This is a genomic window from Salinivibrio sp. ML290 (assembly GCF_001995695.1).
Lineage (GTDB): Bacteria > Pseudomonadota > Gammaproteobacteria > Enterobacterales > Vibrionaceae > Salinivibrio > Salinivibrio siamensis.
The window spans coordinates 121,241-146,922 of record NZ_MUEY01000003.1; the positions used below are offsets into that span (position 1 = coordinate 121,241).

At 49.2% G+C, this 25,682-nt stretch carries 23 protein-coding genes; 16 read left to right on the plus strand and 7 right to left on the minus strand.

The window, feature by feature from the left end; translation table 11 throughout:
* Positions 1-254: 254 nt before the first annotated feature.
* Positions 255-1,643: a peptide MFS transporter gene (locus BZG23_RS04165; protein WP_046073257.1), complete on the plus strand. Its 1,389-nt coding sequence runs from the start codon at positions 255-257 to the stop codon at positions 1,641-1,643.
* Positions 1,644-1,697: 54 nt separating this feature from the next.
* Here the strand turns inward: BZG23_RS04165 and ptsG are convergent, their stop codons facing one another.
* Complete coding sequence (gene ptsG / locus BZG23_RS04170; RefSeq protein ID WP_077606210.1) at positions 1,698-3,134, minus strand: glucose-specific PTS transporter subunit IIBC; 1,437 nt, start codon at positions 3,132-3,134, stop codon at positions 1,698-1,700.
* 200 nt (positions 3,135-3,334) lie between these two features.
* Between ptsG and BZG23_RS04175 the strand changes: the two genes are divergently transcribed.
* Genes BZG23_RS04175 through BZG23_RS04185 form a run of 3 tightly spaced genes read left to right on the plus strand, consistent with a single transcriptional unit; the run spans position 3,335 to position 6,725 of the window.
* The gene (locus BZG23_RS04175) at positions 3,335-4,039 is read left to right on the plus strand and encodes a response regulator transcription factor (RefSeq protein ID WP_077479806.1); all 705 of its coding nucleotides are present in this window, start codon (positions 3,335-3,337) and stop codon (positions 4,037-4,039) included.
* Positions 4,039-5,481, plus strand: coding sequence for an ATP-binding protein (locus tag BZG23_RS04180; RefSeq protein WP_077606211.1), 1,443 nt, complete (start codon positions 4,039-4,041; stop codon positions 5,479-5,481). Before BZG23_RS04175 ends, BZG23_RS04180 begins: the two co-directional genes overlap by 1 nt.
* A complete protein-coding gene (locus tag BZG23_RS04185; protein ID WP_077606212.1) occupies positions 5,478-6,725 on the plus strand; it encodes an ABC transporter substrate-binding protein in 1,248 nt (415 codons plus the stop codon). The genes BZG23_RS04180 and BZG23_RS04185 overlap by 4 nt, the downstream gene beginning before the upstream one ends.
* Positions 6,726-6,729: 4 nt before the next feature.
* On the opposite strand, the gene BZG23_RS04190 is transcribed toward BZG23_RS04185, so the two are convergent.
* The 6 genes from BZG23_RS04190 to thrS all read right to left on the minus strand — a co-directional run bounded on the left by BZG23_RS04190 (position 6,730) and on the right by thrS (position 11,147).
* Positions 6,730-7,533 (minus strand): PhzF family phenazine biosynthesis protein, encoded by an 804-nt coding sequence (locus tag BZG23_RS04190; RefSeq protein WP_077606354.1) that lies wholly within the window; start codon positions 7,531-7,533, stop codon positions 6,730-6,732.
* Positions 7,533-7,820, minus strand: a complete 288-nt coding sequence (locus tag BZG23_RS04195) for a hypothetical protein (protein ID WP_077606213.1) — start codon at positions 7,818-7,820, stop codon at positions 7,533-7,535. Before BZG23_RS04195 ends, BZG23_RS04190 begins: the two co-directional genes overlap by 1 nt.
* 168 nt (positions 7,821-7,988) lie before the next feature.
* Entirely contained in the window at positions 7,989-8,342 is a 354-nt protein-coding gene (rplT, locus tag BZG23_RS04200) for a 50S ribosomal protein L20 (protein WP_025673305.1), read from the minus strand.
* Between the two features lie 36 nt (positions 8,343-8,378).
* On the minus strand, positions 8,379-8,573 hold the full coding sequence (rpmI, locus tag BZG23_RS04205) for a 50S ribosomal protein L35 (RefSeq protein ID WP_025673304.1): 195 nt from the start codon (positions 8,571-8,573) through the stop codon (positions 8,379-8,381).
* Positions 8,574-8,669: 96 nt separating this feature from the next.
* Positions 8,670-9,215, minus strand: a complete 546-nt coding sequence (gene infC / locus BZG23_RS04210; protein ID WP_077459463.1) for a translation initiation factor IF-3 — start codon at positions 9,213-9,215, stop codon at positions 8,670-8,672.
* Between the two features lie 3 nt (positions 9,216-9,218).
* Positions 9,219-11,147 (minus strand): threonine--tRNA ligase, encoded by a 1,929-nt coding sequence (gene thrS, locus BZG23_RS04215; protein ID WP_046073261.1) that lies wholly within the window; start codon positions 11,145-11,147, stop codon positions 9,219-9,221.
* Between the two features lie 253 nt (positions 11,148-11,400).
* Here thrS and hutC point away from each other — a divergent pair, with 253 nt between their 5' ends.
* The 12 genes from hutC to BZG23_RS04275 all read left to right on the plus strand — a co-directional run bounded on the left by hutC (position 11,401) and on the right by BZG23_RS04275 (position 25,547).
* Positions 11,401-12,105: a histidine utilization repressor gene (hutC, locus tag BZG23_RS04220; RefSeq protein WP_046073262.1), complete on the plus strand. Its 705-nt coding sequence runs from the start codon at positions 11,401-11,403 to the stop codon at positions 12,103-12,105.
* Between the two features lie 55 nt (positions 12,106-12,160).
* Positions 12,161-12,952 carry a substrate-binding periplasmic protein gene (locus tag BZG23_RS04225; protein WP_046073263.1) on the plus strand — a complete coding sequence of 264 codons (792 nt, stop codon included), beginning with the start codon at positions 12,161-12,163 and terminating at the stop codon, positions 12,950-12,952.
* Positions 12,953-13,096: 144 nt separating this feature from the next.
* Entirely contained in the window at positions 13,097-14,320 is a 1,224-nt protein-coding gene (gene hutI / locus BZG23_RS04230) for an imidazolonepropionase (RefSeq protein WP_077606214.1), read from the plus strand.
* Entirely contained in the window at positions 14,317-15,327 is a 1,011-nt protein-coding gene (gene hutG / locus BZG23_RS04235) for a formimidoylglutamase (protein WP_077606215.1), read from the plus strand. The genes hutI and hutG overlap by 4 nt, the downstream gene beginning before the upstream one ends.
* Before the next feature lie 2 nt (positions 15,328-15,329).
* Entirely contained in the window at positions 15,330-17,018 is a 1,689-nt protein-coding gene (gene hutU, locus BZG23_RS04240; protein ID WP_077606216.1) for a urocanate hydratase, read from the plus strand.
* A 10-nt stretch (positions 17,019-17,028) separates the two neighbouring features.
* Positions 17,029-18,573, plus strand: a complete 1,545-nt coding sequence (gene hutH, locus BZG23_RS04245) for a histidine ammonia-lyase (protein ID WP_077606217.1) — start codon at positions 17,029-17,031, stop codon at positions 18,571-18,573.
* Between the two features lie 159 nt (positions 18,574-18,732).
* Positions 18,733-19,602, plus strand: coding sequence for a fructosamine kinase family protein (locus BZG23_RS04250; protein ID WP_077606218.1), 870 nt, complete (start codon positions 18,733-18,735; stop codon positions 19,600-19,602).
* A gap of 35 nt (positions 19,603-19,637) precedes the next feature.
* Complete coding sequence (gene hxpB / locus BZG23_RS04255; protein ID WP_077606219.1) at positions 19,638-20,291, plus strand: hexitol phosphatase HxpB; 654 nt, start codon at positions 19,638-19,640, stop codon at positions 20,289-20,291.
* A 172-nt stretch (positions 20,292-20,463) separates the two neighbouring features.
* Positions 20,464-20,667 (plus strand): CPXCG motif-containing cysteine-rich protein, encoded by a 204-nt coding sequence (locus tag BZG23_RS04260; protein WP_046073270.1) that lies wholly within the window; start codon positions 20,464-20,466, stop codon positions 20,665-20,667.
* 162 nt (positions 20,668-20,829) lie between these two features.
* Complete coding sequence (locus BZG23_RS04265) at positions 20,830-22,200, plus strand: MATE family efflux transporter (RefSeq protein ID WP_077606220.1); 1,371 nt, start codon at positions 20,830-20,832, stop codon at positions 22,198-22,200.
* 196 nt (positions 22,201-22,396) lie between these two features.
* Positions 22,397-24,421, plus strand: a complete 2,025-nt coding sequence (locus BZG23_RS16835) for a methyl-accepting chemotaxis protein (protein WP_077606221.1) — start codon at positions 22,397-22,399, stop codon at positions 24,419-24,421.
* A 121-nt stretch (positions 24,422-24,542) separates the two neighbouring features.
* Positions 24,543-25,547, plus strand: coding sequence for a DUF3080 domain-containing protein (locus BZG23_RS04275; RefSeq protein ID WP_077606222.1), 1,005 nt, complete (start codon positions 24,543-24,545; stop codon positions 25,545-25,547).
* Positions 25,548-25,682: the final 135 nt, after the last annotated feature.

Here is a 25,682-nt window from a genome sequence, read left to right on the forward strand (position 1 = left end):
AACGCCTGTCACGTCACTATAAGTGACAGGCATGTTCTGGTCATATATCCCACATGTAATAGACAGACTGTTATTATCCACGATAATTTGGCTTGAATAATAGTTTTTAATTTTGGTAAAAAACCATTACGCTAGTTTTACATATTTTGTTACAAAATACAGGAGGCCATTTTACCAAGGCGTTAACGCCAACACCCTGCACCCGGCTAGCCCCATGCAGACCCAACAATCATTCAACGAATAATTAGATAGTTATGGAAAACCAAAAAACAATACTTGGTCACCCTCGGGGACTGTTCTTACTTTTTGGCACTGAGCTTTGGGAGCGCTTTTCCTACTACGCAATGCGTGCCATCCTCGTCCTTTATTTGACCGATCAAACCATCAACGGTGGTTTAGGCTGGTCAACCAAAGACGCACTCGAACTTTATGGCTACTACACTGGCCTCGTCTATATCACGCCGCTGATTGGTGGGTGGATTGCCGATAACTTTATTGGCCAACGTCGCGCTGTCGTCGTTGGTGGTGCACTGATGGCGATTGGACAATTCACCTTAGCTTTTCCTGCTCAACAATACGGTTTGGACATTGTTCATACGTTATACGCCGGTCTCGCGTTGCTCATCACCGGTTGTGGCCTGCTAAAACCCAACATTTCGACGATGGTTGGTGACCTTTATGATGAAGGCGATCATCGTCGTGATGGTGCGTTTACCATCTTTTATATGGGCATCAACATTGGCTCATTGTTAGCAGGCTTCGTCTCGGGCTCTGTGACCAGCGCTTACGGCTGGCAATATGGCTTCTTTGCCGCCGGTGTAGGTATGGTGATCAGCCTGCTGATCCAGCTAACCATGGCCAACTCTTGGTTAGGTGAAATAGGTCGAGTCCCAGCCGCACAGCAAGCGCGAGACGCCAATCACTCCAAGACCAACGCTCCATTGACGAAGCAAGAAATCGATCGCCTTAAAGTCATCTTATTAATGGGTTTGTTTGTCATTATTTTCTGGGCTGGCTTTGAACAAGCCGGTGGCTTGATGAATATTTATACCCAAGAGTATACGGACCGTATGGTTGGTGGGTTTGAGATACCGGCGGCTTGGTTCCAATCACTTAATCCTTTCTTCATCATTGTCTGTGCACCCATCGCAGCCTCACTGTGGGTACGCCTAGGCCCTAAAGAGCCCAGTTCGCCCGTGAAGTTCGCCATGGCGCTATTTATGTTGGCACTGGGGTTTGTGTGCATGATTGGCGCGGTGTTAGAGCAAGGTGGCGATACCACAGTGAAAACGTCAATGTTTTGGCTGGTGGGCGCGTTCTTCTTCCACACGTTAGGCGAACTTTGTCTCTCGCCTATCGGTTTATCCTTGGTCACTAAGCTCGCGCCGCTACGCTTGGCTTCATTGATGATGGGTGCATGGTTTGGCTTTAACGCGATTGCCAACTATGTGGCGGGTATCATAGGCTCGCATGTGGGTGATTATGGCGCTATGGCCATCTTCGGCGGTATCGCGGCAACCGCTGCGATTTCCGGTGTGATCTTACTCGCGCTATCCGGCACGCTGATTCGTTGGATGCATGGCGCTGAGTCCGGCGCCACACCAAGTGAAGAAATCGAACAACAACAAGTACAAGTGGCGTAATACACCCACTTCACTACTGAAAAAGAGGCCGTTTGGCCTCTTTTTTGTGGTCTCTTAACTAACAAGCACCGCTTGTATTTCAGATTTAATAGTGTCTGATTGCGTACCAAATATAGCCTGAAGGTTGTCACCAACAACCAGTACCTCTTTGGCGCCGAGCTGCTTAATTGCGGCGATATCGGCATGCTGGATATCATTCAGGCTGACTCGCAGTCGAGTGATACAAGCATCCACATTTTTAATGTTTTCCTTTCCTCCAAGCGCACTGACCAATTGATGTGCCAGCTCTGAACCGATTTCCGAAAGTTGACTCACCTCGGTTTCAGCTGTTTCGCGACCTGGTGTCAGCAAATTAAGCTTACTGATCGTTAATCTAAATAAGCTGTAATACATTAACGCCCAGAGTGGGCCAATCAGTGCGAAAAGCCAAGCATTGGTCGACAGTGGGTAATAGATAAGGAAATCAATTGCGCCATGTGCGAAGGTGACGCTATGGTGGATATCTAACGTTGTGACGAGTGCAAAACCGATCCCCGTTAAGACACAATGCATGGCATACAACACCGGCGCGACAAATAGGAAAGAAAACTCCATCGGTTCGGTAATACCCGTCAGCCAAGATGTTAACGCTGCCGAAGCCATAATCCCACCAACCAGTGCGCGTTTATCTGGACGAGCTGAGTGATAGATAGCTAGCCCCACCGCTGGTAATGCCCACATTGAGTACAAATAGCCTCCGGCTAGATTGCCGGCAGTAGGATCACCGGCAAGGTAGCGCTGAATTTCACCGTTGATCACTTTGCCGCTTTCAGGATCGACATACTCCCCCACTTCAAAGAAGAAAGGTACGTTCCAAATGTGGTGCAAGCCAAAAGGAATCAAAGAACGCTCAACAAACCCGTAAATACCAAAAGCGGTGGTTGGGCTTTGATAAGCCGCCCAGTGCGAAAAACTCTTGATTGCGCCGCCAATGGGAGGCCAGATATAGCTGAGCGCAATACCAAGAAATATTGCAGCAATACCCGTAACGATAGGGACGAAGCGTTTTCCGGCAAAGAAGCCTAAGTACTCAGGAAGTTGGATGTTATGAAAGCGATTAAATAAATAGGCTGCCACAGCCCCGATCATAATCCCGCCGAACACCCCAGTATTAAGGCTAGGGATCCCGATGATCATCGCAGGCTCAATGCCGTGGATGTTAGCCATTACCCCTAAAGTCGCGGTCATAATGGCAAAGCCAACCGTCGCCGCCAGCGCAGCCGCGCCATCGTTGTCTGATAAACCCAGAGCGACACCAATCGCAAAGATAAGTGCCAGATTGCTGAATACGGCATCGCCTGACATGGCCATGATTTCAGAGACACTATCCGGTATCCATGCGAAGTTAGCAGAACCGATACCGAGTAATAGACCGGCAACGGGTAACACGGCTACAGGCAGCATCAAAGAGCGCCCTATCCGTTGTAGTAATCCAAACGCGTGACTAAACATGTGATGTTCCTTTTTTATGTAGAGACATACACACGATAAAGAAAAGCGTCTCCCTCAAGGTTACAAAAGCCTATGAGTTTGTAAGCAGGCTGTTACATACCAACGCCTACCGGTGTGGCAATATCGGCTTGCACCAATAGTGATCTCGTTTTAATTGAGGTATACACAAGGCATTGGTGAAAAACACAGGAACGTGCAAGATGAAAACCATCCTCGTTGTGGATGACAATCAATCGCTTAGAGATGCACTCACCGATTACCTAGGGCGTGCTGAGTTTCATGTTCTTACTGCCAGTGACGGTGAGCAAATGTGGGCGCACTATCAAACGCACGCACCGGACCTCATCATTCTCGATATTATGCTGCCGGGCGATGATGGGCTAACGCTATGTAGCCAAATTCGCAAACACTCTAACGTCCCCATCATCATGCTCACAGCCGTGACAGATGAAGCTGATCGTGTTGCAGGGCTTGAAGTGGGCGCCGATGATTACATGACAAAAACCTTTAGTCCACGTGAGCTACTGGCACGCATTAAAGCCTTATTGAGGCGCACACGTATGACCCAATCATCCGGTGTCGGCCATAAAGTCACTTTCGCCGGATGGACGTGTGACCTGCTGAAGCGTCAATTAGTTAGCCCTCACGGTGAGTGCAAACAATTGTCTGGCGCCGATTTTAACCTGATCAGCTTAATGCTAGAAAAACCCAATCAGCTTTTGAGTCGAGATGATATTGCCCGCTGCATTTGGGGGCGAGATGCAGAGCCATTTGAACGCGGGATTGATGTACAAATCAGCCGATTACGTAAACACCTTCACGACGACGAGCGTTCGCTGATTCTAACGGTAAGAAATAAAGGTTACATGCTCGCCACTGATGTCATCGCGACAGAGGTGCATTGATGCGTACGCTTGCGCTATCGTTGTTCACCTCCATTCGCTTTCGTATTGGCGCGACCTTATTGATCGTGATTGTTATCGCCCAATTGATCGCAGGGTTAATTTGGTACCAAACCAGTGCGCAAAAGGAGCAAGAGAGTCTACAGAAAACGGTACAAAGCCTAACCAGTAACGTTGCCGATACTTACAATTATTTTGAGGCGCTTCCCGTCAGTTATCGCTATCTCATCTTGAACCAAATTAGAGAGATGGGCGGTACACGATTCTTTATTTCCATCAACCAACGCAAATTAGATGTTGGCTTACCCACACAAACTGCGCGTACCGCCATGATTTTAGAGCAGGCATCAACGCGATTGTCTAAATCAGTGCGTCACGCGCAAGACATTGATGTTGCCTTAAGCCGACGCCAAGATCTCAAAGTGTTTAACTCAGGTATTAAGCTTGAGGCATTGCCTGCTATCTGGGCCGACTACAGTTTAGCCTTAGGCGATCTGGATTTACCTATTGTTGTGGTACAGATTCAAATGTCACAAAGCGAATGGTTTTATCTCGCGGCGACACTACCTGTCCCCTTCTCTACCTTATCTCCACAGTTTATTGACCAAAAACAGCTGGTCTTTTTGGGGATATCTTCGTTACTCCTTGTCTTTTGTACGGTCTGGTTGTTGCGATTAGAAATTCGTCCAATTCGACGACTGGCTAAAGCCGCTACGCTAATGAGCGGACAGCTATATGTCGAAGAAGTAAAAGAAGAAGGTAGTAAAGAAACACGTGCTGCTGTGCGAGCGTTTAATAAAATGCAGCGACGTATACGCGCCTATATCCGCGACCGTGAAATGCTATTCGGGGCCATATCACACGATTTAAAGACGCCATTAGCATGCCTGAAATTACGCACGGAAATGTTAGAAGATGATGCAGAGCGGCAAAAATTTGAGACCGTGTTGACTGAATTTGATGTGCTGTTAAAAGGTGCTTTGCAGTGTATTCGTGAAACTGACATCCATGAGGACGTTGAATGGATTGATTTGGTCGACACGCTTGAACAATGCGCGGCGTACTACAACCGAAGTAAACATAAGGTTCATCTTTCTCTACCGGTTGAAAGCCGATTCCTAGGGAAGCCCCTTGCGATTAAACGATGCCTTTATAACGTTATCGACAACGCGACTAAATATGGTGATACCGCTGAGGTTTGTCTTCATGAAGACAATGAAAAGATCGTTATTCAGGTTCGCGACTTTGGTCCAGGATTAGATAAAAAGTGGCAAGAAAAAGTCTTTGAGCCGTATTTTCGCGTTGATGCAACGACACACCCTGGTTCAGGGCTCGGTCTAACCATTTCACGCAGTATTGCTCGCAGCCATGGCGGCGACCTTTATGTAGAAAATCACTCGACACAAGGACTCATTATCACCATTCAGTTGGCATGTGAACTATGAAAAGACTCTTTTTCACCCTATTACTCGCAATCACTTTCCCCATTGACGCGGAGCAGTCCACGCCACCACCTGTTGAATTTCTGCATTGGTGGACATCAGCAGGTGAAGTCCGCGCTGCCAACATCGCTAAACAGGCGCTTGAGGAGGCTAACGTTCACGTCGAACAGCAGGCAATTCAAGGTGGCGGCGGGGATACGGCAATGTCTATTTTGCAAGCTCGCGCAATTGCGGGCACGCCGCCAACCATAGCTCAGCTCGAAGGGCCTGCAATCCAGTCATGGGCAGCGCTGGGTTTTCTTTACGACCTAGAACAGTTAGCCAATCAAGAGCATTGGCGCTCGCAGCTCTATCCTATTGCGCGAGCGGTCAATCAATTTGAAGGGACATTTGTGGCAACGCCAGTGACTATTCATCGATTGAATTGGATGTGGGTGAATCATGACGTGCTTCGTCAATACAACCTATCGCCACCTGACAACTGGGAAGCACTAATCGATACATTTAGAACCTTAAAGCGCCACAATGTCGCTCCTCTTGCTATCGGCAATGATCAATGGCAAATCGCCTTACTGTTTGAAAACCTTGCTTTTGGCTACGGTGGTGCGGATTATTATCGCCGTGCATTTATGGATATGGATGAACGTACACTGCGGAGCGAAACCACATTTGAGATTTTAAGTTTATTTCGAGAGATTAGCCGCCTCATCCAGCCAACGATGTCTCACATACGCTGGGATGAAGCGACTCAGTTGCTGATTGAAGGAAAACACGCATTTCAGTTTTCTGGCGATTGGGTACTGGGAGAGCTATTGGCCAAACATGTAACAGCTCCAGAAGCAATCGGCTGCTATCAAGCCCCCGCCAAGCACACGGGGTTTATTTACAATATGGACAGTTTCGCGCTCTTTAATAGCGCACGCAGTAGTAGAAAAACGGCCAATACGCTCGCTCGCGTCTTATCATCCAAAACATTTCTTACTGCTTTTAATCAAGCAAAAGGAGCACTGCCTGCTCGTAAAGATATCGACCTAAACCAGTTCAACCCGTGCTCTCGCCAAGCTCATCATGATATGGAGCAAGCAGAACAAAACGGCCGCTTGCTCCCTAGTACGGTTGATTCAATGGCTGTAAGCCCTATCGTTCAAAAAGCAACGACCAGTGAAATCTATCGGTATTTTAATGATGAAAGTATTGGGCCAGAGGAATTTATTCTGCGCCTTGAAAATATACCGCGAGGAAAATAAATGACTACTTCTGACTTAAATCTAGCCTTCCGCTAAATACGGTTACTGCTTGGCCTTGTAGCAACACATGGTCTTCGCTAAGCGTCATCTTGATATACCCACCGCGTGCGGATGCTTGATAACCGATAAGCTGCTTTTTACTCAACGCTTGTGACCAATACACTGCCAACGCGCAATGCGCCGAACCCGTCACAGGATCTTCATTCACCCCCACCCAAGGGGCGAAGTAGCGAGAGACAATATCGACCGTATTATCAGAGCTTGCCGCAGTCACCACCACGCCACGTCCAGGGTGCGTATTTAACGCGGCAAAATCAGGAGACAGCGCTTTTACATCGTCTTCAGAATCAACCACCAATAGCTCTTTTTCGCCAAAAGAATAACTCGTGCGGATATCAGAGCCACGTAAACCTAAACCTTCTAGCCGCGATGGATTTGGCGTTATTTCTGTCAGCTCAGGAACAGGAAAGGCCATGGCTATATCCTCGCGTTGAATTGTCACATCAAGAGGCCCAGACTGCGTATAAAAAGTGACATTGTCACCTATTTTGACGTCACCACGCTCAGCTAAAATATGAGCTGTGGCGAGTGTGCCATGACCGCAGAGTGCGACTTCAACTTTCGGTGTAAACCAGCGTAAGGACATGGTATCTAAGGCAAGAAATGCGGTTTCAGAGAGCGCCATTTCCTCGGCAATGGCCAACATGGTTGCTTCATCCAACATGGACTCCGAAATACACACCCCTGCCGGATTTCCCTGAAACAATGACGCGCTAAAGGCATCAACTTGATAGATATCGACAATCATCATTTAGCTCCAAGACGACGACGCAGCGAATAATACATTTCCATAATAAAGGTCGTAAAGCCAACGGTAGGATCGTGCTGAATGTAATCTTCAATCGCATTGAGATTAATCTGGCGAAATTTTTCAATCGCGGTCTCCGCACAATCAGCAACAATCACATCCCCTTCAATGATCATTCCCTGCTCTAACAATGTGCCTTTTTCAACAAGGTAGCTGGGGGCTTCCTTGACCAAGTAAGTAAACTGGTCACAGTGGTTAGGCTGACAAAAGAAGACGTATTGGTTCATCGTTATGCCCCTAATGGTATTTTCAGACACTATATCATGATACGAGTAATGGGTAGGCGTTAGCAGTGAATACTTTTGCATGCTCAGAGTTAAATTACTTAGGCAGGGGTAAATAATAAAAAAGGAGAGCCGAAGCTCTCCTTTCTCAGCAATTCTTTACTGTAAAAATTACAGTGAAGCTTTCGCTTTTTCTACCAGCACAGAGAATGCTGCTTTGTCATATACCGCGATATCGGCAAGGATCTTACGATCGATTTCGATAGATGCCTTTTTAAGACCGTTAATCAGACGGCTGTATGACATACCGTTTTGGCGAGCCGCAGCGTTGATACGTGCGATCCACAGTTGACGGAATTGGCGTTTCTTGTTGCGACGGTCACGGTAAGCATATTGACCAGCTTTCGTTACCGCCTGAAAAGCTACGCGGTATACGCGTGAACGCGCACCATAGTAACCTTTCGCTTGCTTCATTACACTCTTGTGACGTGCACGAGCTTGTACACCACGTTTTACGCGAGCCATTGTCTCTCTCCTAAACTAAATAATAAAACTAAAAACTTATGCGTATGGCAGCATGCGAGCTACTTGCGCGTTTTCGCACGCAGGAAGAACCGCATTTGGACGAAGCTGACGCTTGTTCTTAGTAGTACGTTTAGTCAGGATATGACGCTTGGTTGCACGCTTGTACTTGAAGCCACCAGCTGTTTTTTTGAAACGCTTAGCAGCACCTTTGTTGGATTTCATCTTAGACATGATGAATAACTCCGCATTGTATTAATAACATAGCAATTTGGCGAACAAAGCGGCTGCACCCAACGGGCGCAGCCGCATGTTACTTGGAAGCCAGAATTACTTCTTCTTTGGGGCCAGAACCATGATCATCTGACGGCCTTCGATGCGTGAAGGGAAGCTTTCTACTGAAGCAATTTCAGCAGTGTCTTCTTTCAAGCGGTTCAGCACGTCAACACCGATGCTTTGGTGCGCCATTTCGCGACCGCGGAATCGGATAGTGACCTTGACCTTATTGCCCTCTTCAATGAAGCGAACCAGGTTGCGTAGTTTTACCTGGTAGTCGCCTACATCTGTGCCAGGACGGAATTTGACTTCCTTAACCTGAATAGTCTTTTGTTTTTTCTTCTGCTCTTTCGCAGCTTTACTCTTCTCGTAAAGGAATTTGCCGTAATCCATGATACGACAAACCGGCGGCTCAGCGTTCGGACTGATCTCTACCAAGTCAAGAGTCGCCTCTTCTGCTTTGGCGAGTGCTTCATCAAATGGGACAATACCCACTTGTTCACCGTCGGCGTCAGTCAGACGTACTTCCTTAACACCACGAATTTCGTTGTTTAGACGATGAGCGTTCTTCTTTGCCGGGGCTTTTCTTGCGCCTTTAATACCTTATTCCTCCACAATATTGAGTGTTCGATCTTGCACTTCTTGCTGCAACTGCGCTAAGAAGTCATCAATCTTCATTTTACCCAAATCTTTACCTTTACGGGTTCGTATTGCGACTTCGCCAGCTTCCATTTCCTGGTCACCACAAACCAACATATACGGAACACGCTTCAAAGTGTGTTCGCGGATTTTAAAGCCAATCTTCTCGTTTCTCAAGTCCGCAGAGGCTCTAAATCCAGCTTTTTGCAGTTTTTTCGCAATCTCTTGCGCGTAATCTGCTTGTTTATCCGTGATATTCATCACAACGGCTTGTTGTGGTGATAACCACGCGGGGAAGTGTCCCGCGTATTCTTCGATAAGAATGCCGATGAAACGTTCTAGTGAGCCCAAGATAGCACGGTGGATCATGACCGGTGTGTGCCGCTCATTATCTTCCCCTACATAGGTCGCGCTTAGGCGCTCGGGCAACGCAAAGTCAAGCTGCACTGTACCACATTGCCATGCACGATCGAGACAATCATGCAAGGTAAATTCAATCTTAGGTCCGTAGAATGCGCCCTCACCTTCTTGAATTTCAAACGGAATGTCCATTGCCGTTAACGCTTCATTCAAGGCTTGCTCGGCTTTGTCCCACATTTCATCGGAGCCAACACGTGTTTCAGGGCGTGTCGACAGCTTGACTTCAATGTTGTTAAAGCCAAAGGTCTGATAGGTCTCATAGACCATCTCGATACACGCACTGACTTCTTGCTGCACCTGTTCTGGGGTACAGAAAATGTGCGCGTCATCTTGGGTAAAGCCACGAACACGCATCAGACCATGCAATGCGCCTGATGGTTCGTTACGGTGACAACTGCCGAACTCAGCCATACGTAACGGCAGGTCACGGTACGACTTAAGGCCTTGGTTAAAGATCTGGACATGACCGGGGCAGTTCATTGGCTTGAGTGCGTATTCACGGTTCTCAGAATTCGTCGTGAACATGTAATCCGCATACTTGTCCCAATGGCCTGAGCGCTCCCAAAGCACGCGATCCATAATGAGCGGCCCTTTGACTTCCTGGTAATCATACTCAGCCAGTTTGTCACGAATAAACTGCTCTAGCTCACGGAAAATCGTCCAGCCGTTGTGATGCCAGAAGACCATACCCGGCGCTTCTTGCTGCATATGATACAGGTCAAGTTGCTTACCCAGTTTACGATGGTCACGTTTGGCAGCCTCTTCCAAGCGCACCAAGTGTGCTTTAAGTTGTTTTTTATCCGCAAATGCTGTGCCGTAGATACGCTGTAGCATTTTGTTGTCACTATTCCCACGCCAGTACGCGCCAGCCACATTCAGGACTTTGAAGTTCTGACAAAAGCTCATGTTTGGCACGTGTGGGCCACGACACATATCAATGTATTCTTCGTGGTGGTACAAGCCCGGACGGTCGTCACGTGATACATTCTCATCCAAGATTTCTATCTTGTATGACTCACCACGCGCTTCAAACGTGTCGCGCGCCTCTTGCCAGCTCACGTTTTTCTTCACGACTTGATATTTAGTTTTCGCCAACTCTTTCATACGCTTTTCAATGGCGTCCAGGTCATCCTGGGTGAGCGAGCGATCCATGTCTATGTCGTAATAGAAACCGTTGTCGATGGTTGGGCCAATTGCCATCTTAGTGTCAGGGAAAAGCTGCTTAATCGCATGACCTAAAAGATGCGCACATGAGTGGCGAATGATTTCTAACCCGTCTTCGTCTTTCGCAGTGATGATTTCCAGTTGGGCGTCTTGCTCGATAAGATCACACGCGTCAACACGTTCACCATTTACACGGCCGGCAATGCAAGCTTTAGCAAGGCCTGGACCAATATCGTTGGCGACATCGTAAGTAGAAACCGGATGGTCAAAAGCACGCTGACTGCCGTCAGGGAGAGTAATTAGAGGCATTGATAACAATCCTTCTCAGTGGTGCCACACACCAAGTGGCACATGAAGTGTATTTTGGCGATTAGTAAGTAACCGCACAGTGCGAGTAGAATGACGATTATGAAGATCCCGCATTTGTGATGCAAGTCATCCCAACAATAATTTCTGCGCGAGAATCAGCGTGATAAACAATCAAGTTTTCTATCATTCACTTGATTTTACGCGAGACTTCATCAATCCTGATTTGTATACACAATTTTGACAAGGAAACCGTATGGCCAACGCGCCTCGTTATCAACAAATCAAAGCCTACATTGAAGAAAAAATTGAGACACGGGTTTGGCCGGTTGGTACGCGTATCCCCACCGAATACGAGCTGTGCGATCTATTCAACGTTAGCCGGATGACGGTCAATAAGGCGGTTCGTGACTTGGTGACGGATGGGCTACTCGAACGCACGCCGCGGCTAGGCACGTTTGTTACTGAACCCAAAGCGGAATCACCGTTGATGGACATTCGCAATATTGCCGATGAAGTCACTGCACGCGGTCAGCACTATCACAGCGTCATCCATGCATTGAAACGCCTCTCTGCGCCCGTTGATGTGGCAATGCGCTTGGGTGTGATGTTAGGCACCGACGTCTACTACAGCGAAATTGTCCACTACGGTGATGAGATACCGCTCCAGCTCGAGCAGCGCTGGGTGAACCCGGCGCTTGCGCCTGCCTATCTGGAACAAGACTTCAACCAGACCACCCCCAATGAGTACTTGTCTTCAGTGTGCCCAGTTAACACCATTGAGCATAGTGTCGAAGCGATTAATCCATCAGCAGCAGTCAAAGAGGCATTGGCGATGAAGTCTGATGAGCCCTGCCTTTTACTCCACCGCCGCACCTGGAGTCAGCAAACGCTGGTCAGCGCCGCATTACTCTACCATCCTGGTTCACGTTATAAGCTAACATCACGTACAGACAGATAGCCGACCTGCGTCGGTAGGCTATGCTTGTTGAAAGGTCGTGTATCGGGGTAAAGAGATGTTTGCGCGTGTGTTAACGCTATTCAGCCGCCATTGTCTATTCATCGTGATCGTTTTGACGCTGATCACTCCCACCGCTGGCGCCACAGACAAAATCATCCGCCTTACTAGCGGTGAATTCGCCCCGCTAATGTCAGTGAAAATCAAACACAGAGGCCTTATCAGTCATATTGTTGAAGAAGCGGCGGCGCTAAGTGGTTATCGCGTTCACTATGGTTTTTTCCCGTGGAAACGCGCCTATGTGATGGCAAAAAGTGGCTACTGGGATGGCTCTGTGGCTTGGGGCTACACAGAGGAACGTGAGAAATACTTTGCCTACTCGGCGCCCATCTTTCCTGAGCATGTTTACCTTTATCACCGAAAGCACTATGCATTTGACTGGCAAGAAGAAGCGGATCTGGAAGGTATAAAGCTTGGTGTTAACCGTGGTTACCTTGACGAATACATGCTGCAGCAAATGCAAAAACGCGGATTGCAAATTAACTATCAAGCCACGACCACCGAACTACAAAACTTTCGTGCCCTCATTGGAGGCCGGGTCGATATTGTCATCAGTAACCGCCTCATTGCCGAGCGAATACTCAGAAAGCATTTCGACGAACAAGCGCGTGGTAACATCGTTCGTCATTCACGCCCTTTTCGTGTCACCTCATTGCATGTACTGATCAGTCGAGAAATCGAACAGACGGATGAGTACATCTCCGCGTTCAATCAAGGGCTAGAGCGCTTGCATCAATCCGGACGCTACGATGAACTGATCACGGATTTTGAAAACGGCGCTTACGACTAACGGTTCGCTTTCCGCGCCATTAATCTCTCTAATCTCGCCAAAACGATCGAGCCGATCACAAAACCTTTACAACCCCTCTTGTGCTCGCGCCCTTATTTGTCTATACATTTGTATAGACATTTATGAAGCAGCAAGGGATTCGCCATGAAGAAGGTATTTACCGACGCAAATGTGGTCAGTATGGCGAGCGATATTCGTGAGAGTACTGGCTACCAATGCCAACCCAATACAGCGATTGCCGTCGAGAACAGCAAAATTGTTGCGGTAGGACAGCAAGCCAAGCAGCTCGATTGGCCTACGCAGTCGTTAAAAGGGTGTCTCGTCACCCCGGGACTGATCGACAGTCATACCCACCTCGTGTTTGCAGGTAACCGCGCCGGTGAATTCGAGCAGCGCCTCAACGGTGTGCCCTATCAAACCATTGCAAAACAAGGTGGGGGGATTTTATCGACCGTGAATGCTACCCGTGCGGCCAGCGAAGAGACATTACTGGCGCTTGCTCTCCCTCGGGCAGAGGCGTTAATGCGTGACGGTGTCACAACAATCGAAATCAAATCAGGCTATGGGCTTACCCTCGAAGACGAGCTCAAAATGTTGCGTGTAGCAAGAGCCATTGAACAGCACTTGCCTATCAATATCTCAACGACTTTGTTAGCGGCGCATGCATTACCGCCTGAGTATCAAAACGATGCCGACCATTATATTGATTATGTTTGTCACTCGGTGATCCCCGCCGCGGCAGAACAGCAACTGGCTGACGCCGTAGACGTCTTTTGTGAAAAAATAGCTTTTAGCGTCGACCAAGCAGAAAAGGTATATGCCGCGGCCAATGCCTATGGCTTAAACATTAAAGCCCATACCGAGCAGCTCAGTGACCTTGGCGGCAGTGTGGCAGCCGCAAAGGCAGGCGCCTTGTCCGTTGATCATATTGAATACTTGTCAGAAGCTGATGCTCAGCTTTTGGCCGCGTTCAGCACGGTTGCGACCTTGCTGCCTGGCGCGTTTTACTTTTTGCGTGAAACCCAGAAACCACCTATTCAAGCACTTCGTGATCATCATGTGCCAATGGCGATCGCCACCGATTTTAATCCGGGCACATCACCGTTTGCGTCTTTAACCCTGATGATGAATATGGCCTCCACCTTTTTTAGCTTGACGCCCAAAGAGAACCTTTACGGCGTAACCCGCCATGCCGCGCAAGCGATGGGGTTGACCCAAAAAGGCCAAATAGCACCTGGCTTTGACGCGGACTTTGCTGTTTGGCACTGCGACTCACCGGCTGAGCTTAGCTATATGGTGGGCACCGCACCACTTGCCGGGCGCATCGTTGGCGGAACATGGTACGACAATCAAGGGGTACGAGGATGAAACATCTACCTGCAGACATGAGTGTGTGGCAAGGGCGCGTTGACCCAGAGGACGGCGAGCGCGGACTGCGCTTGCACCAAACGGTTACCTCGTACACGCCATCGTGTGAACAAGGCGGCGTGGTGATCTACGGCTTTGCTTGTGATGAAGGTGTCGCTCGTAACAAAGGTCGTCAGGGGGCAGCTCTGGCACCGAATACAATCCGGCAGGCATTGGCGAATTTAGCTTGGCACAACGCCCCTGCCCTCTATGATGGCGGCAACATTGTCTGTGATGACACCGACCTCGTCCTTGCACAGCAAGGGCTAAGTCAACACATTCACCAAACACTATCACAGCATAATGTCTTGGTGCTGGGGGGCGGGCACGAAACGGCGTGGGCAAGCTTTCAAGGCTTATCCAGTTATGTTTCTCGCCACACGTCACCAACACACGCACCAACAATCGGTATCATTAATTTTGATGCGCACTTTGACTTGCGCACGCCACAAGGGATCAGCGAAGCCGGTAGCTCAGGGACACCCTTTGCGCAGATCGCCCAGCTTTGTCAGCAAAAAGGCTGGCCATTTCACTATGCCTGCCTAGGCGTAAGCCGAACCAGCAACACCCAGGCACTCTTTGATAAAGCCGCACAACTTGGGTGCTGGGTAGAAGAAGATATCGACATGCAGGTGGCTGCGCTACCGGCACTCAAAGCGAAATTAAGCGAATTCATCCAAGGATGTGATTACTTATACCTCACGCTCGATATGGATGTTTTTCCCGCCAGTGCCGCGCCAGGTGTGAGCGCACCAGCGGCAATCGGCGTCCCAGTGCAAGTCATTGAACCACTGATTCAATCCATTTTTAGTGAAGCCGACCGGCAGCGCGTTCGTGTTCCCGTGTGCGACATCACTGAAGTTAATCCTCACTACGATCGCGACCAGCAAACCAGTCGATTAGCGGCTCGCATGGCTTGGACCATGCTACACGCGGCATCGCACCATATTCACCAACAAGGAGAGTAACCATGACGGATCCACGTTTTGATTCACGCACGGTTAAAGCCCCAACCGGGCCAGAGCTAAATACAAAAAGCTGGCTAACCGAAGCCCCCCTTCGCATGCTAATGAATAACCTACATCCAGACGTGGCCGAACACCCTAATGGCTTAGTTGTTTACGGAGGTATCGGTCGGGCCGCCCGTAATTGGCAATGTTTCGATAAAATTGTCGAGGTGCTTAAACGTCTTGATGACGACCAAACCTTGTTGGTGCAATCCGGTAAGCCTGTCGGGGTATTCCCGACCCACAAAGATGCGCCCCGTGTGCTTATTGCCAACTCAAACTTGGTGCCGCACTGGGCAAACTGGGAACATTTCAATGAGCTCGATAAGCAAGGGTTAATGATGTATGGCCAAATGACCGCGGGGAGCTGGATTTATATCGGCTCACAGGGCATTGTTCAAGGCACTTACGAAACCTTTGTTGCCGTCGCTAAGAAGCATTTCGATGGTGAAGCCAAGGGACGTTGGATCTTGACCGGTGGTCTGGGTGGCATGGGTGGCGCACAGCCGCTAGCAGCCACCATGGCTGGCTTTTCAATGATTGCGGTTGAGTGTGATGAAAGCCGCATCGATTATCGCTTGCGCACCGGCTATGTCGATCGTAAAGCCACCTCGCTTGACGAAGCCCTGGAGATGATTGAGCAAGCCAATCAAGCTGGTAAGCCCGTTTCCATTGGGTTACTGGCCAATGCGGCTGATATTTTCCCAGAGCTGGTGAAGCGCAATATCACCCCTGATGTGGTCACCGACCAAACCTCAGCCCACGATCCCCTTAACGGTTACCTACCGCAGGGCTGGACCATGGAACAAGCCGCTGCTCAGCGCAAAGAAAACGAAGCAGAGGTCGTGAAAGCGGCGAAAGCGTCAATGGCCGTACAAGTAAAAGCGATGCTTGATTTGCAAACGCGTGGCGCGGCGACCTTGGATTACGGCAATAACATTCGCCAAATGGCACTCGAAGTGGGGGTTAACAATGCCTTTGATTTCCCAGGATTTGTCCCTGCCTACATTCGTCCGTTATTCTGCCAAGGAATTGGTCCGTTCCGCTGGGCGGCCCTGTCGGGCGATCCGGAAGATATCTATAAAACCGACCAAAAAGTCAAAGAGCTGATCCCGGACGACCCACACCTGCACAACTGGCTTGATATGGCCAAAGAGCGCATTCAATTCCAAGGCTTACCGGCACGTATTTGTTGGGTGGGTGTCAAAGACCGTGCCCGCTTGGCCCTTGCCTTTAACGAAATGGTGAAAAATGGCGAACTCAAAGCGCCCGTTGTGATTGGCCGTGACCACTTAGACTCAGGCTCAGTGGCGAGCCCGAACCGTGAAACCGAAGGCATGCTTGATGGCTCAGATGCGGTGTCAGATTGGCCATTGCTCAACGCGATGCTAAACACAGCATCAGGGGCCACCTGGGTATCTTTGCACCATGGTGGCGGTGTTGGTATGGGCTTTTCACAACACTCTGGCGTTGTCATAGTGTGTGACGGTACCGACGATGCACACCAACGTGTGGCACGCGTGCTGCGTAACGATCCCGCGACCGGCGTCATGCGCCACGCCGATGCCGGCTATGACATTGCCATTGATTGTGCCAAAGAAGAACAACTCGATCTGCCGCTGTTGGACTTACCTAACCAACCGCTGCGCTAAGGAGAGCAAGATGTACACATTAACGCTACAACCTGGTGAGCTCACCCTGGATCAACTGCGACAAGTTAGCCGAGAGCACGTTCAACTGGCGTTTGCTGACGGCATTGAAGCCACCATGAAAATCAGTACCGACACCGTCACCGATATCCTTGAACAAGGACGGGTGGTTTATGGAATCAATACTGGCTTTGGCTTATTAGCCAATACCCGCATTGAGCTTGACGATCTCGAAACGCTCCAGCGCTCGATTGTACTGTCTCACGCGGCGGGCATTGGTGAATTTATGGACGATGCCACCGTGCGCTTGATGATGGTGCTCAAAATTGCGAGCTTGGCGCGCGGCTATTCAGGGATCCGCTTTGAGGTTGTCAAAGCACTGGCAGAATTGGTCAACCGCGAGGTGTATCCCTGTATTCCTAAAAAAGGCTCCGTTGGCGCTTCAGGCGATCTTGCCCCGCTGGCTCATATGAGCACGGTTTTACTGGGAGAAGGCCAAGCGCGTTATAAAGGCGAAGTGATCTCCGGTGAAGCCGCGTTAAAAATCGCGGGGCTGTCTCCTATCACGCTGGGGCCAAAAGAAGGGCTTGCGCTTCTTAACGGCACCCAGGCGTCAACGGCCTTTGCCCTCGAAGGCTTATTTGAGGCCGAAGACTTGTATGCCGCCGCCACGGTTTGTGGTGCATTATCAGTGGAAGCGGCACTCGGCAGTCGCCGCCCCTTCGATCCACGCATTCACGCAGTGCGCGGCCACCAAACCCAAATGGATGCCGCTGCCGCTTATCGGCATCTACTGGGTGAAACCAGTGAAATTGGTGACAGCCACCAAAACTGTGAAAAAGTGCAAGACCCTTACTCACTGCGCTGCCAGCCACAGGTGATGGGCGCCTGCTTACAGCAAATTCGCCAAGCAGCCGACGTGCTTACGACTGAAGCCAATGCAGTGTCGGATAACCCCTTGGTGTTCCCAGAAGATGGCGACATCATATCTGGGGGGAATTTCCACGCTGAGCCCGTTGCCATGGCCGCGGATAACCTGGCATTGGCGATTGCAGAAATTGGCAGCTTATCGGAACGCCGCATGGCACTGCTCATCGATAGCAACCTCAGCAAACTCCCGGCGTTTTTGGTTAACAACGGTGGCGTTAACTCTGGGTTTATGATCGCACAGGTCACTGCTGCCGCGTTGGCAAGTGAAAACAAAACCCTGGCTCACCCAGCGTCAATTGACAGCCTACCCACCTCAGCAAACCAAGAGGATCATGTCTCCATGGCCACCTTTGCCGCTCGTCGCTTGCATGATATGAGCAGCAATACACGCGGCATCCTAGCCGTCGAACTGCTGTCGGCCAGTCAAGGCATTGACTTTCGCGCGCCCGATAAAACCTCGGAACGACTGGAGCAAGCCAAAGCAGAATTGCGTGGCGTGGTGCCGTTTTATGATAAAGACCGCTACTTTGCCCCTGATATTGAAAAGGCCAACGCACTACTCAAAACCGGGACCTATAACCGCTTAATGCCAAACGGTATCTTGCCAAGTTTGACATCCGTCTCCTAACATCGGTAACGCGTTCCAAACTTGACAGTTAAACGGCTCTTTATGAGCCGTTTTTTATCTAAACTGTCGTCATATCCACAGATATTGGGCGACATCATAGGCTAATATATAACCAGTTGCTGTTACTTCCCTCTTTACCTCGATGTAACGGAGTCGCTTATGTGGCATGCCCTGTCTGTACACCTATCCGAACAACTCGGGATTGATTTCGAGATCACCGAAAAACACGCTATCAGTGGTGGCGATATCCATGAAGCCTATTGCATTAGCGATGGCGGTGATCAGCGCTTTTTCGTCAAGGTAAACGAGCGTGCACTACTCCCCGCCTTTGAAGCCGAGGCGGAAGGGTTGCGTCAACTCGCGATGAGCGGCCATATTCATGTTCCTCGGGTGTATTTTATTGGCCCCGTGAAAGACAGTGCTGTCTTGGTGCTCAACTACCTGCCCATCAAACCGATAGATGACACGCAGGCTTATTTGTTGGGGCAACACTTAGCGCGTCATCATCGCTGGGGAGAGCAAGCAGAGTACGGCTTCGATGACGATAATTTCATCGGCACCACGGAGCAGAGAAACTGTTGGCACCGCAAATGGTGTCGTTTTTTTGCCGAACAACGTATTGGTTGGCAATTGCAATTGGCGGCTGAGCGCTCGCTGCATTTTGGCGACATCGATACCATTATCGAGAATGTTAAAGCCCAACTTGTCGGCCACACGCCCAAACCTTCGTTACTGCACGGGGATCTTTGGTCTGGCAATATGGGCCTGTCGGTCAATGGTCCGGTGGTGTTTGACCCTGCATGTTATTGGGGCGACCGTGAGGCAGATATTGCGATGACAGAGCTATTTGGCGGTTTTCCATCAAGCTTTTACAACGGCTATCAAGCCGAGTGGCCGTTAGATGAGGGTTATCAAAATCGAAAAGACATTTACAACCTTTATCACGTGCTTAACCATGTCAACTTATTCGGCGGGCCCTACCTCACACAAGCAGAACAATTGCTGACAAAACTCACACTCACGGTGTAGGATGCGGTGCACACAAACTGAGAATGAGGTTGGCGATGTTATCTGCCGCAATATTTGATATGGACGGCCTGTTGGTTGACTCAGAGCCGTTTTGGCAACGTGCACAAATTGACGTCTTAAGCGAGCTGGGTGTTTCCATCAGTTTACAAGATACGCGTGACACCACAGGCGTTCGAATTGACGAGATAGTCAAATACTACGCACGCACTCAGCCCTGGCAAGGTCCCTCCAATGCGGATGTGCAGGCGCGAATCGTCGACCGCGTGGTTGAGTTAGTGAAAGACGAAAAGCCGATGATGCCAGGCGTTAAAGACGCGCTAGCAATTTGCCATCAAGCAGGACTAAGAGTGGGCTTAGCATCGTCATCGCCGCTCACGCTTATCCATCCTACTTTGGATGCATTAGGACTCAGTGATCAATTTGCCATCGTAGAGTCAGCCGGTGCACTTAAACACGGCAAACCTCACCCAGAGGTCTATCTTAACGCCGCCAATGCCTTGGGTGTGGAGCCCGATCACTGTGTAGCTTTTGAAGATTCATTTACTGGCCTACTTGCTGCCAAAGCGGCCTCGATGAAAACCATTGTCGTGCCTGCAGCCCATGAGTGGGAGGATCCTCGCTTTGTGATAGCCGACCAAAAGCTTGCGAGCCTTCGTGCATTTAGCGCAGATAATCTCGAATCGCTCTAGCCGTCGACATCATGATAGCAATATAAATGGCATTCACCGGCATCAAGGTGATATGCCATTTGTCGCGACGCATAGCCCAGTTTATCGATCATATTATCCCCTACGTTTATCCCCTTAGCATCCTCATCTATACTGATTTTGAGTACAGAGAATCAAAAAAAGGTGTGTAACCATGGATGATATGACTGACCGGATCGTAAATTGCCCGCACTGTGGTCATCGCTTTGATATCACATTGGATCTAAGTGGTGGCAACCAGGAGTTTTATGAAGACTGCCCAAACTGTTGCAATGCCATTCATTACGATATGCAGATTGATGAATCTCATCGAACCATTCATTTGTTTATTGATGCGGATGATGAGCAAATTTTCTAACCGTTAAGCGCGATGCCGCCGCAACGCGCCTGTCCTAAAGACTTTGCATCGCCGTGGGTGCGAAATTGATAGTGCTTTCGCTTTCCTTTCTCTTCCCCTAGCACGTATAATTGTGCGCGATTCCATTCCCCTTCCGTTCAATCACAAATTATTGAGGCCGACGTGCAGCAATACCATGATGAAGCAAGAGCCATTATTCGGCTCAGTGTGCCTGTTTTTATTGCCCAAATAGCTCAAACCTCAATGGGGTTTGTCGATACCGTAATGGCAGGTGGCTACAGTGCCACTGATATGGCTGCCGTGGCGGTTGCCTCAAGCATATGGATGCCCGCCATTTTATTTGGCATCGGCTTGTTAATGGCGATGGTCCCGGTGATTGCCCAGCTCAACGGGGCAGGCAAAGAAAATCAGATCCCCTTTCAATTTCAGCAAGGTGTATACATGGCACTGCTATTAAGCGTGCCGATTGGGCTCATCTTGTATAAAGCCGGCTTTATTATTGACTTGATGGATGTCGAAGCGGCGCTCACACTTAAAACCATTGGTTACTTGCATGCGGTGATTTGGGCCGTCCCGGCCTTCTTGCTTTTTCAGGCGATTCGCAACCTGTGCGAGGGGATGTCGTTGACCGTCCCAGCGATGGTGATTGGCTTTATCGGCCTAGCCGCCAATGTGCCGCTTAACTGGATGTTTGTCTACGGTAAGCTAGGGGCGCCAGAACTTGGCGGCGTGGGATGTGGCGTTGCCACCGCGCTGGTTTACTGGCTTATGGCGGGACTGATGGGCGTGTATGTCATGATCAGCAAAAAGCTCAGTGGCCTACACCTATTTGCAACGCTCTACACGCCGATGATTAAAGAGCAAATCCGCTTGTTTAAACTCGGCTTCCCCGTGGCGGCCTCACTGTTCTTCGAGGTAACGCTGTTTGCGGCCATTGCTATTTTAATCGCCCCACTTGGGCCGATCACCGTGGCCGCGCACCAAGTGGCGATCAACTTCTCCACCATGATCTTTATGTTGCCGATGAGCCTTGGCGTAGCGGTCAGCATTCGTGTCGGCCACCTATTGGGCAAACGCACCACCGAAGGAGCGGCTAATTCCGCCCAAATCGGTATTTGGCTGGGTGTCAGCACCGCCGTGGTAACCGCCTTACTCACCGTGTGGCTACGTGACCCAATTATCGCCCTGTATTCTGATAATCCCGATGTCGCCACGCTGGCATCATCATTGATGTTATTAGCAGCTGTCTATCAGATCACCGATGCGATTCAAGTGGTTGCTGCCGGTGCTCTGCGTGGCTACAAAGACATGCGCGCCATTTTCCAACGCACCCTGATCGCCTACTGGGGGCTGGGCTTGCCGCTCGGCTATGTGCTTGGCATGACAGACTGGCTGGTACCGGCCATGGGCGCGCACGGTTTTTGGGTTGGCATTATTATCGGTCTATCCAGTGCCGCGGTATTGTTGGGCCTACGCTTGCGCTGGATGCGCCAGCAATCTCCTGAGTTCCAACTGGCTATGGCAGAGCGGTAAGTGCACCTTCACCCTGTCGGACTAAGCTGACAGGGTGATAGCCATCACAGGTTCACAAAAATAGAATTAAAAGTTTATAAAACAGAGCGATAGATCATAACTCACAGCTACGTTACTACGGCTAAACCACGTATAGTTTGTTAAAAAGCCCATACAAATCATGTGACGACCCGTTCACTTTGTCGTAGAGTTGTTTATGTTTAAATTCTTAAAGTCTCACTCGTTGTCAGGTAGAACCTTACATCAATCTCCGTACCATCCACCTTTTGTTCATTCACTGTGTATTCGTAGCCACGACGTCAATCAAGCCACGCTGTCGGCTTTATCTTTCTCAGAAGGGAAAACACCTCTGGTGCTGGCTTTTATCTCACCCCATTTACCTTTTGAAGCAACAACCTACAAACTCCAGGCCGCGATGCCCTTTTGCCAAAACCTGATCACCATAATGACAGCGGGCGAACTTGGTGGCGGGCATACCTCTCTGTATCACACCACAGATGGCCAATGGGATAACATTGTTTTACAAAGTTATGGCGACAATGTCATTGAATCTGTCAGCGCAGCGACCGTACCTTTACATTGCGAAGATATTAAAAGCGGTACGCCGACATTATCACCAGTGGCACGCATTGAAAAAATCACGCGATCGTTGCAACAGCTCAAAGTGCCTTTTACTGTCGACGCGCAAGATACAGTAGCACTCACTTTTTTTGATGGATTAAGTGGCTCAGAAAACTTTTTTATGCAGGCACTTTATGCAACCCGTCGCTTTCCCTGCTACTTCGTCGGCGGTTCAGCGGGAGGCACTCTGGATTTCAGCGCAGCTAGGTTAGCCCTCAACGGGAAACTACTCGACAACCATGCCGCACTCGCATTTATCAAGTTTGCACCAGGTGTTCGCTATGGCATCATGAATAGCCATAACTTCAAACCAACAGACTTTCATCTAGACATAGCCAAAGGCGATCCGGCGACTCGGGTTGTTACCGGTGTGTTTGCGCCCAATAGCACCGCCCTGACTTCACCCGTACAAGCGTTATGTGATTACTTTTCTTGTCAGTCTCATCAGCTCGAATCATATTTGGATGGTTATACATTTGGAATAAAGATTGGCGAACAAATATATATCCGTTCAATCGCCGCGATTGATCATGAGCAAGGCATTCTACATTTCTTTTGCGATCTCGATTTTGGTGATAGCCTTTATCTGATGAAAGCGGATGACTTAGCTGAAGTGACTGCACGTGACTATCAACAACATTTAAAAGAAAAACCTCGCCGACCTTTTGCCATGCTCGCTAACGATTGTATCTTGCGCCGTGTCAACAATACACAGTCATTATCACGGGTCACTTGCTTTGATAACATTCCCAGCATTGCCGGCTTTTCAACATTTGGTGAACTATTAGGTGTACACCAAAACCAGACCTTGACCGCACTCATGCTATACCGCGTCGCTCCCGACGAACCTTTTGCTGATAATTTTGCCGATCAATTTGCCATTCACTATGCCGATTACCGTGGCTACAACGCGCAAAAACAAATTAATAGCTTACAAAAACTTTCGGCACTCCAATCGCACAGTATCGATCGCCTTTCTCGGTACAAATCGTTGCTTCAGTCACTACTAAACAGCTTCAGTGGTGTGGCAGACTATGCCACCGAAAGTGCAGATATTTTACAAGCCGTTCAAAAACAGTTTTCAACGCTTGCTCACGAGGTCAAGCAACAGCACGGGCAAAGCCAGGATCTACAAATCCATACCGACGCACTGAGTGTGAATGCAAGCCGTATCGAAGAAATTTTAAAAGTGATTGATAGCATTGCCGAACAAACTAATTTGCTGGCACTGAACGCCGCTATTGAAGCAGCTCGTGCAGGTGAACAAGGACGAGGTTTTGCCGTTGTCGCTGATGAAGTCCGTAACTTATCGCAGAATACCCAAAACAGCCTCAGTACCACCGGAGAAACAGTCAGAAACGTTAACGGTGCCATTGGGCAAATCAGCAATGTGATCAGCTTGACCCTAGAAGTGATGGAAAAAGTCCAGTGTTCGGCTGACGGCTTGAATGACGAAGTGGCACGGTTGCTAGCGCTATCTGAACAAGCAACTGGGAGTATTCAATCGAGTATTACTAATATTGAACAAGTACAACAAGACATGGCAGCGATTGATGAGGAGCTCTCTACCATTTTATCCCTCACTCAAACCCAAAAATAATGATCGATACGGAGAAAAATGCTAGCGCGCGTAAGTAGAGATCAACTAGGCGATCGTTAATCCGATCGCCTGCGTACGTGTTAACATCGATATGTCAAGCTCTTAGCCAAGAGATAATACCATGCGTGGATTCAAACCTATCTTATTGCTCGCTACTTTTATTACATTAACAGGTTGCCAATCAGATGATCCGGCCAAGGATATGATGGCCGACTATTACCAGCGACTTGGCAATGTATTGGATGCACCCACCCCCGATTTCACTTCCCCCGAACTGCCAGCGTTGCCGCGTAAACGCGATCTGGTTCAGCCGCTTGATGAACTGCGAATGGGGGTGCTCGATGCCTATGAGCTTCGCCAGTGTGGCTTATTCAACCTTATCGCGGAGCGCAATTCATCCTTGGGTAAAGTCGCGGATCGCTTTCGCCAACTTGACTACGAGCTCAAATTCATCGATACCGCGGCGCAGTGTTTGCCGCAAGTGAAGGATCCGAGCATTCAAGCTGAGTTGAAACAGGCACTAACACTTAAACGCCAGCAACGGGAGAAAGTGATCTGGAATACGCTGATTGATAGTGACGCCTGGCGCAAACAACTCAGCTTACCCGCCTTTACACTTCCCATCGAACTGCCGGCACACAGTAATGCGGTTAACACTATTGAGCAGTTTAGCCAATTGATACCCTCAACCCAAGCGCCCACAGAGCCTGTTACGACTTGGCAAGAAAGTATCGAGAAACAACCCATCTTAGGCGATTTGTTTGTGAGCTTGAGCTATCACACCGCGTGGCTTAACCAAACCAGTGAACTGATCGCTAATCATCAACAGACAGTGCGTTGCGGCGGTAATTTCGATACTACACGTTTAAAGCGCCTGCAGACTGTCTTTTACAAGTTTTATGTGGGTGATGTGCAGCCATACCTTGCTCGGGTAGACGGACTTTATCGTGATCTCGCCCCCGCGCTTTCGCGCCTCGCGAGCTTAAACACCCCAGATATATTTAACGATTATAAAAAAGCCTACTGGGAGGGAGAAGCATATCAGGCGTATAAAGCGGCGATTAAGCATCATGCTGATGTCTGGCAGCAATTGTTCCAGCGCTGTGAGGTTAAGCTTGGGCAATAAAGCACCAAAAATCAGTAAGTCAGTGCAATCGCTTAGCGATATAAGCAAGATGAATACTGAAAATACCGCCATATTGACGATCAAATCGCCAAACAGTCGTTTCTGCGCAAAAATATGCGCTTAAGCGCTTGCGTG

Bases quoted from the DNA above. Each gene is read 5' to 3' on its own strand.
- BZG23_RS04165 (WP_046073257.1), top strand. From the start codon at position 255: ATGGAAAACCAAAAAACAATACTTGGTCACCCTCGGGGACTGTTCTTA.
- ptsG (WP_077606210.1), bottom strand. From the start codon at position 3,134: ATGTTTAGTCACGCGTTTGGATTACTACAACGGATAGGGCGCTCTTTG.
- BZG23_RS04175 (WP_077479806.1), top strand. From the start codon at position 3,335: ATGAAAACCATCCTCGTTGTGGATGACAATCAATCGCTTAGAGATGCA.
- BZG23_RS04180 (WP_077606211.1), top strand. From the start codon at position 4,039: ATGCGTACGCTTGCGCTATCGTTGTTCACCTCCATTCGCTTTCGTATT.
- BZG23_RS04185 (WP_077606212.1), top strand. From the start codon at position 5,478: ATGAAAAGACTCTTTTTCACCCTATTACTCGCAATCACTTTCCCCATT.
- BZG23_RS04190 (WP_077606354.1), bottom strand. From the start codon at position 7,533: ATGATTGTCGATATCTATCAAGTTGATGCCTTTAGCGCGTCATTGTTT.
- BZG23_RS04195 (WP_077606213.1), bottom strand. From the start codon at position 7,820: ATGAACCAATACGTCTTCTTTTGTCAGCCTAACCACTGTGACCAGTTT.
- rplT (WP_025673305.1), bottom strand. From the start codon at position 8,342: ATGGCTCGCGTAAAACGTGGTGTACAAGCTCGTGCACGTCACAAGAGT.
- rpmI (WP_025673304.1), bottom strand. From the start codon at position 8,573: ATGTCTAAGATGAAATCCAACAAAGGTGCTGCTAAGCGTTTCAAAAAA.
- thrS (WP_046073261.1), bottom strand. From the start codon at position 11,147: ATGCCTCTAATTACTCTCCCTGACGGCAGTCAGCGTGCTTTTGACCAT.
- hutC (WP_046073262.1), top strand. From the start codon at position 11,401: ATGGCCAACGCGCCTCGTTATCAACAAATCAAAGCCTACATTGAAGAA.
- BZG23_RS04225 (WP_046073263.1), top strand. From the start codon at position 12,161: ATGTTTGCGCGTGTGTTAACGCTATTCAGCCGCCATTGTCTATTCATC.
- hutI (WP_077606214.1), top strand. From the start codon at position 13,097: ATGAAGAAGGTATTTACCGACGCAAATGTGGTCAGTATGGCGAGCGAT.
- hutG (WP_077606215.1), top strand. From the start codon at position 14,317: ATGAAACATCTACCTGCAGACATGAGTGTGTGGCAAGGGCGCGTTGAC.
- hutU (WP_077606216.1), top strand. From the start codon at position 15,330: ATGACGGATCCACGTTTTGATTCACGCACGGTTAAAGCCCCAACCGGG.
- hutH (WP_077606217.1), top strand. From the start codon at position 17,029: ATGTACACATTAACGCTACAACCTGGTGAGCTCACCCTGGATCAACTG.
- BZG23_RS04250 (WP_077606218.1), top strand. From the start codon at position 18,733: ATGTGGCATGCCCTGTCTGTACACCTATCCGAACAACTCGGGATTGAT.
- hxpB (WP_077606219.1), top strand. From the start codon at position 19,638: ATGTTATCTGCCGCAATATTTGATATGGACGGCCTGTTGGTTGACTCA.
- BZG23_RS04260 (WP_046073270.1), top strand. From the start codon at position 20,464: ATGGATGATATGACTGACCGGATCGTAAATTGCCCGCACTGTGGTCAT.
- BZG23_RS16835 (WP_077606221.1), top strand. From the start codon at position 22,397: ATGTTTAAATTCTTAAAGTCTCACTCGTTGTCAGGTAGAACCTTACAT.
- BZG23_RS04275 (WP_077606222.1), top strand. From the start codon at position 24,543: ATGCGTGGATTCAAACCTATCTTATTGCTCGCTACTTTTATTACATTA.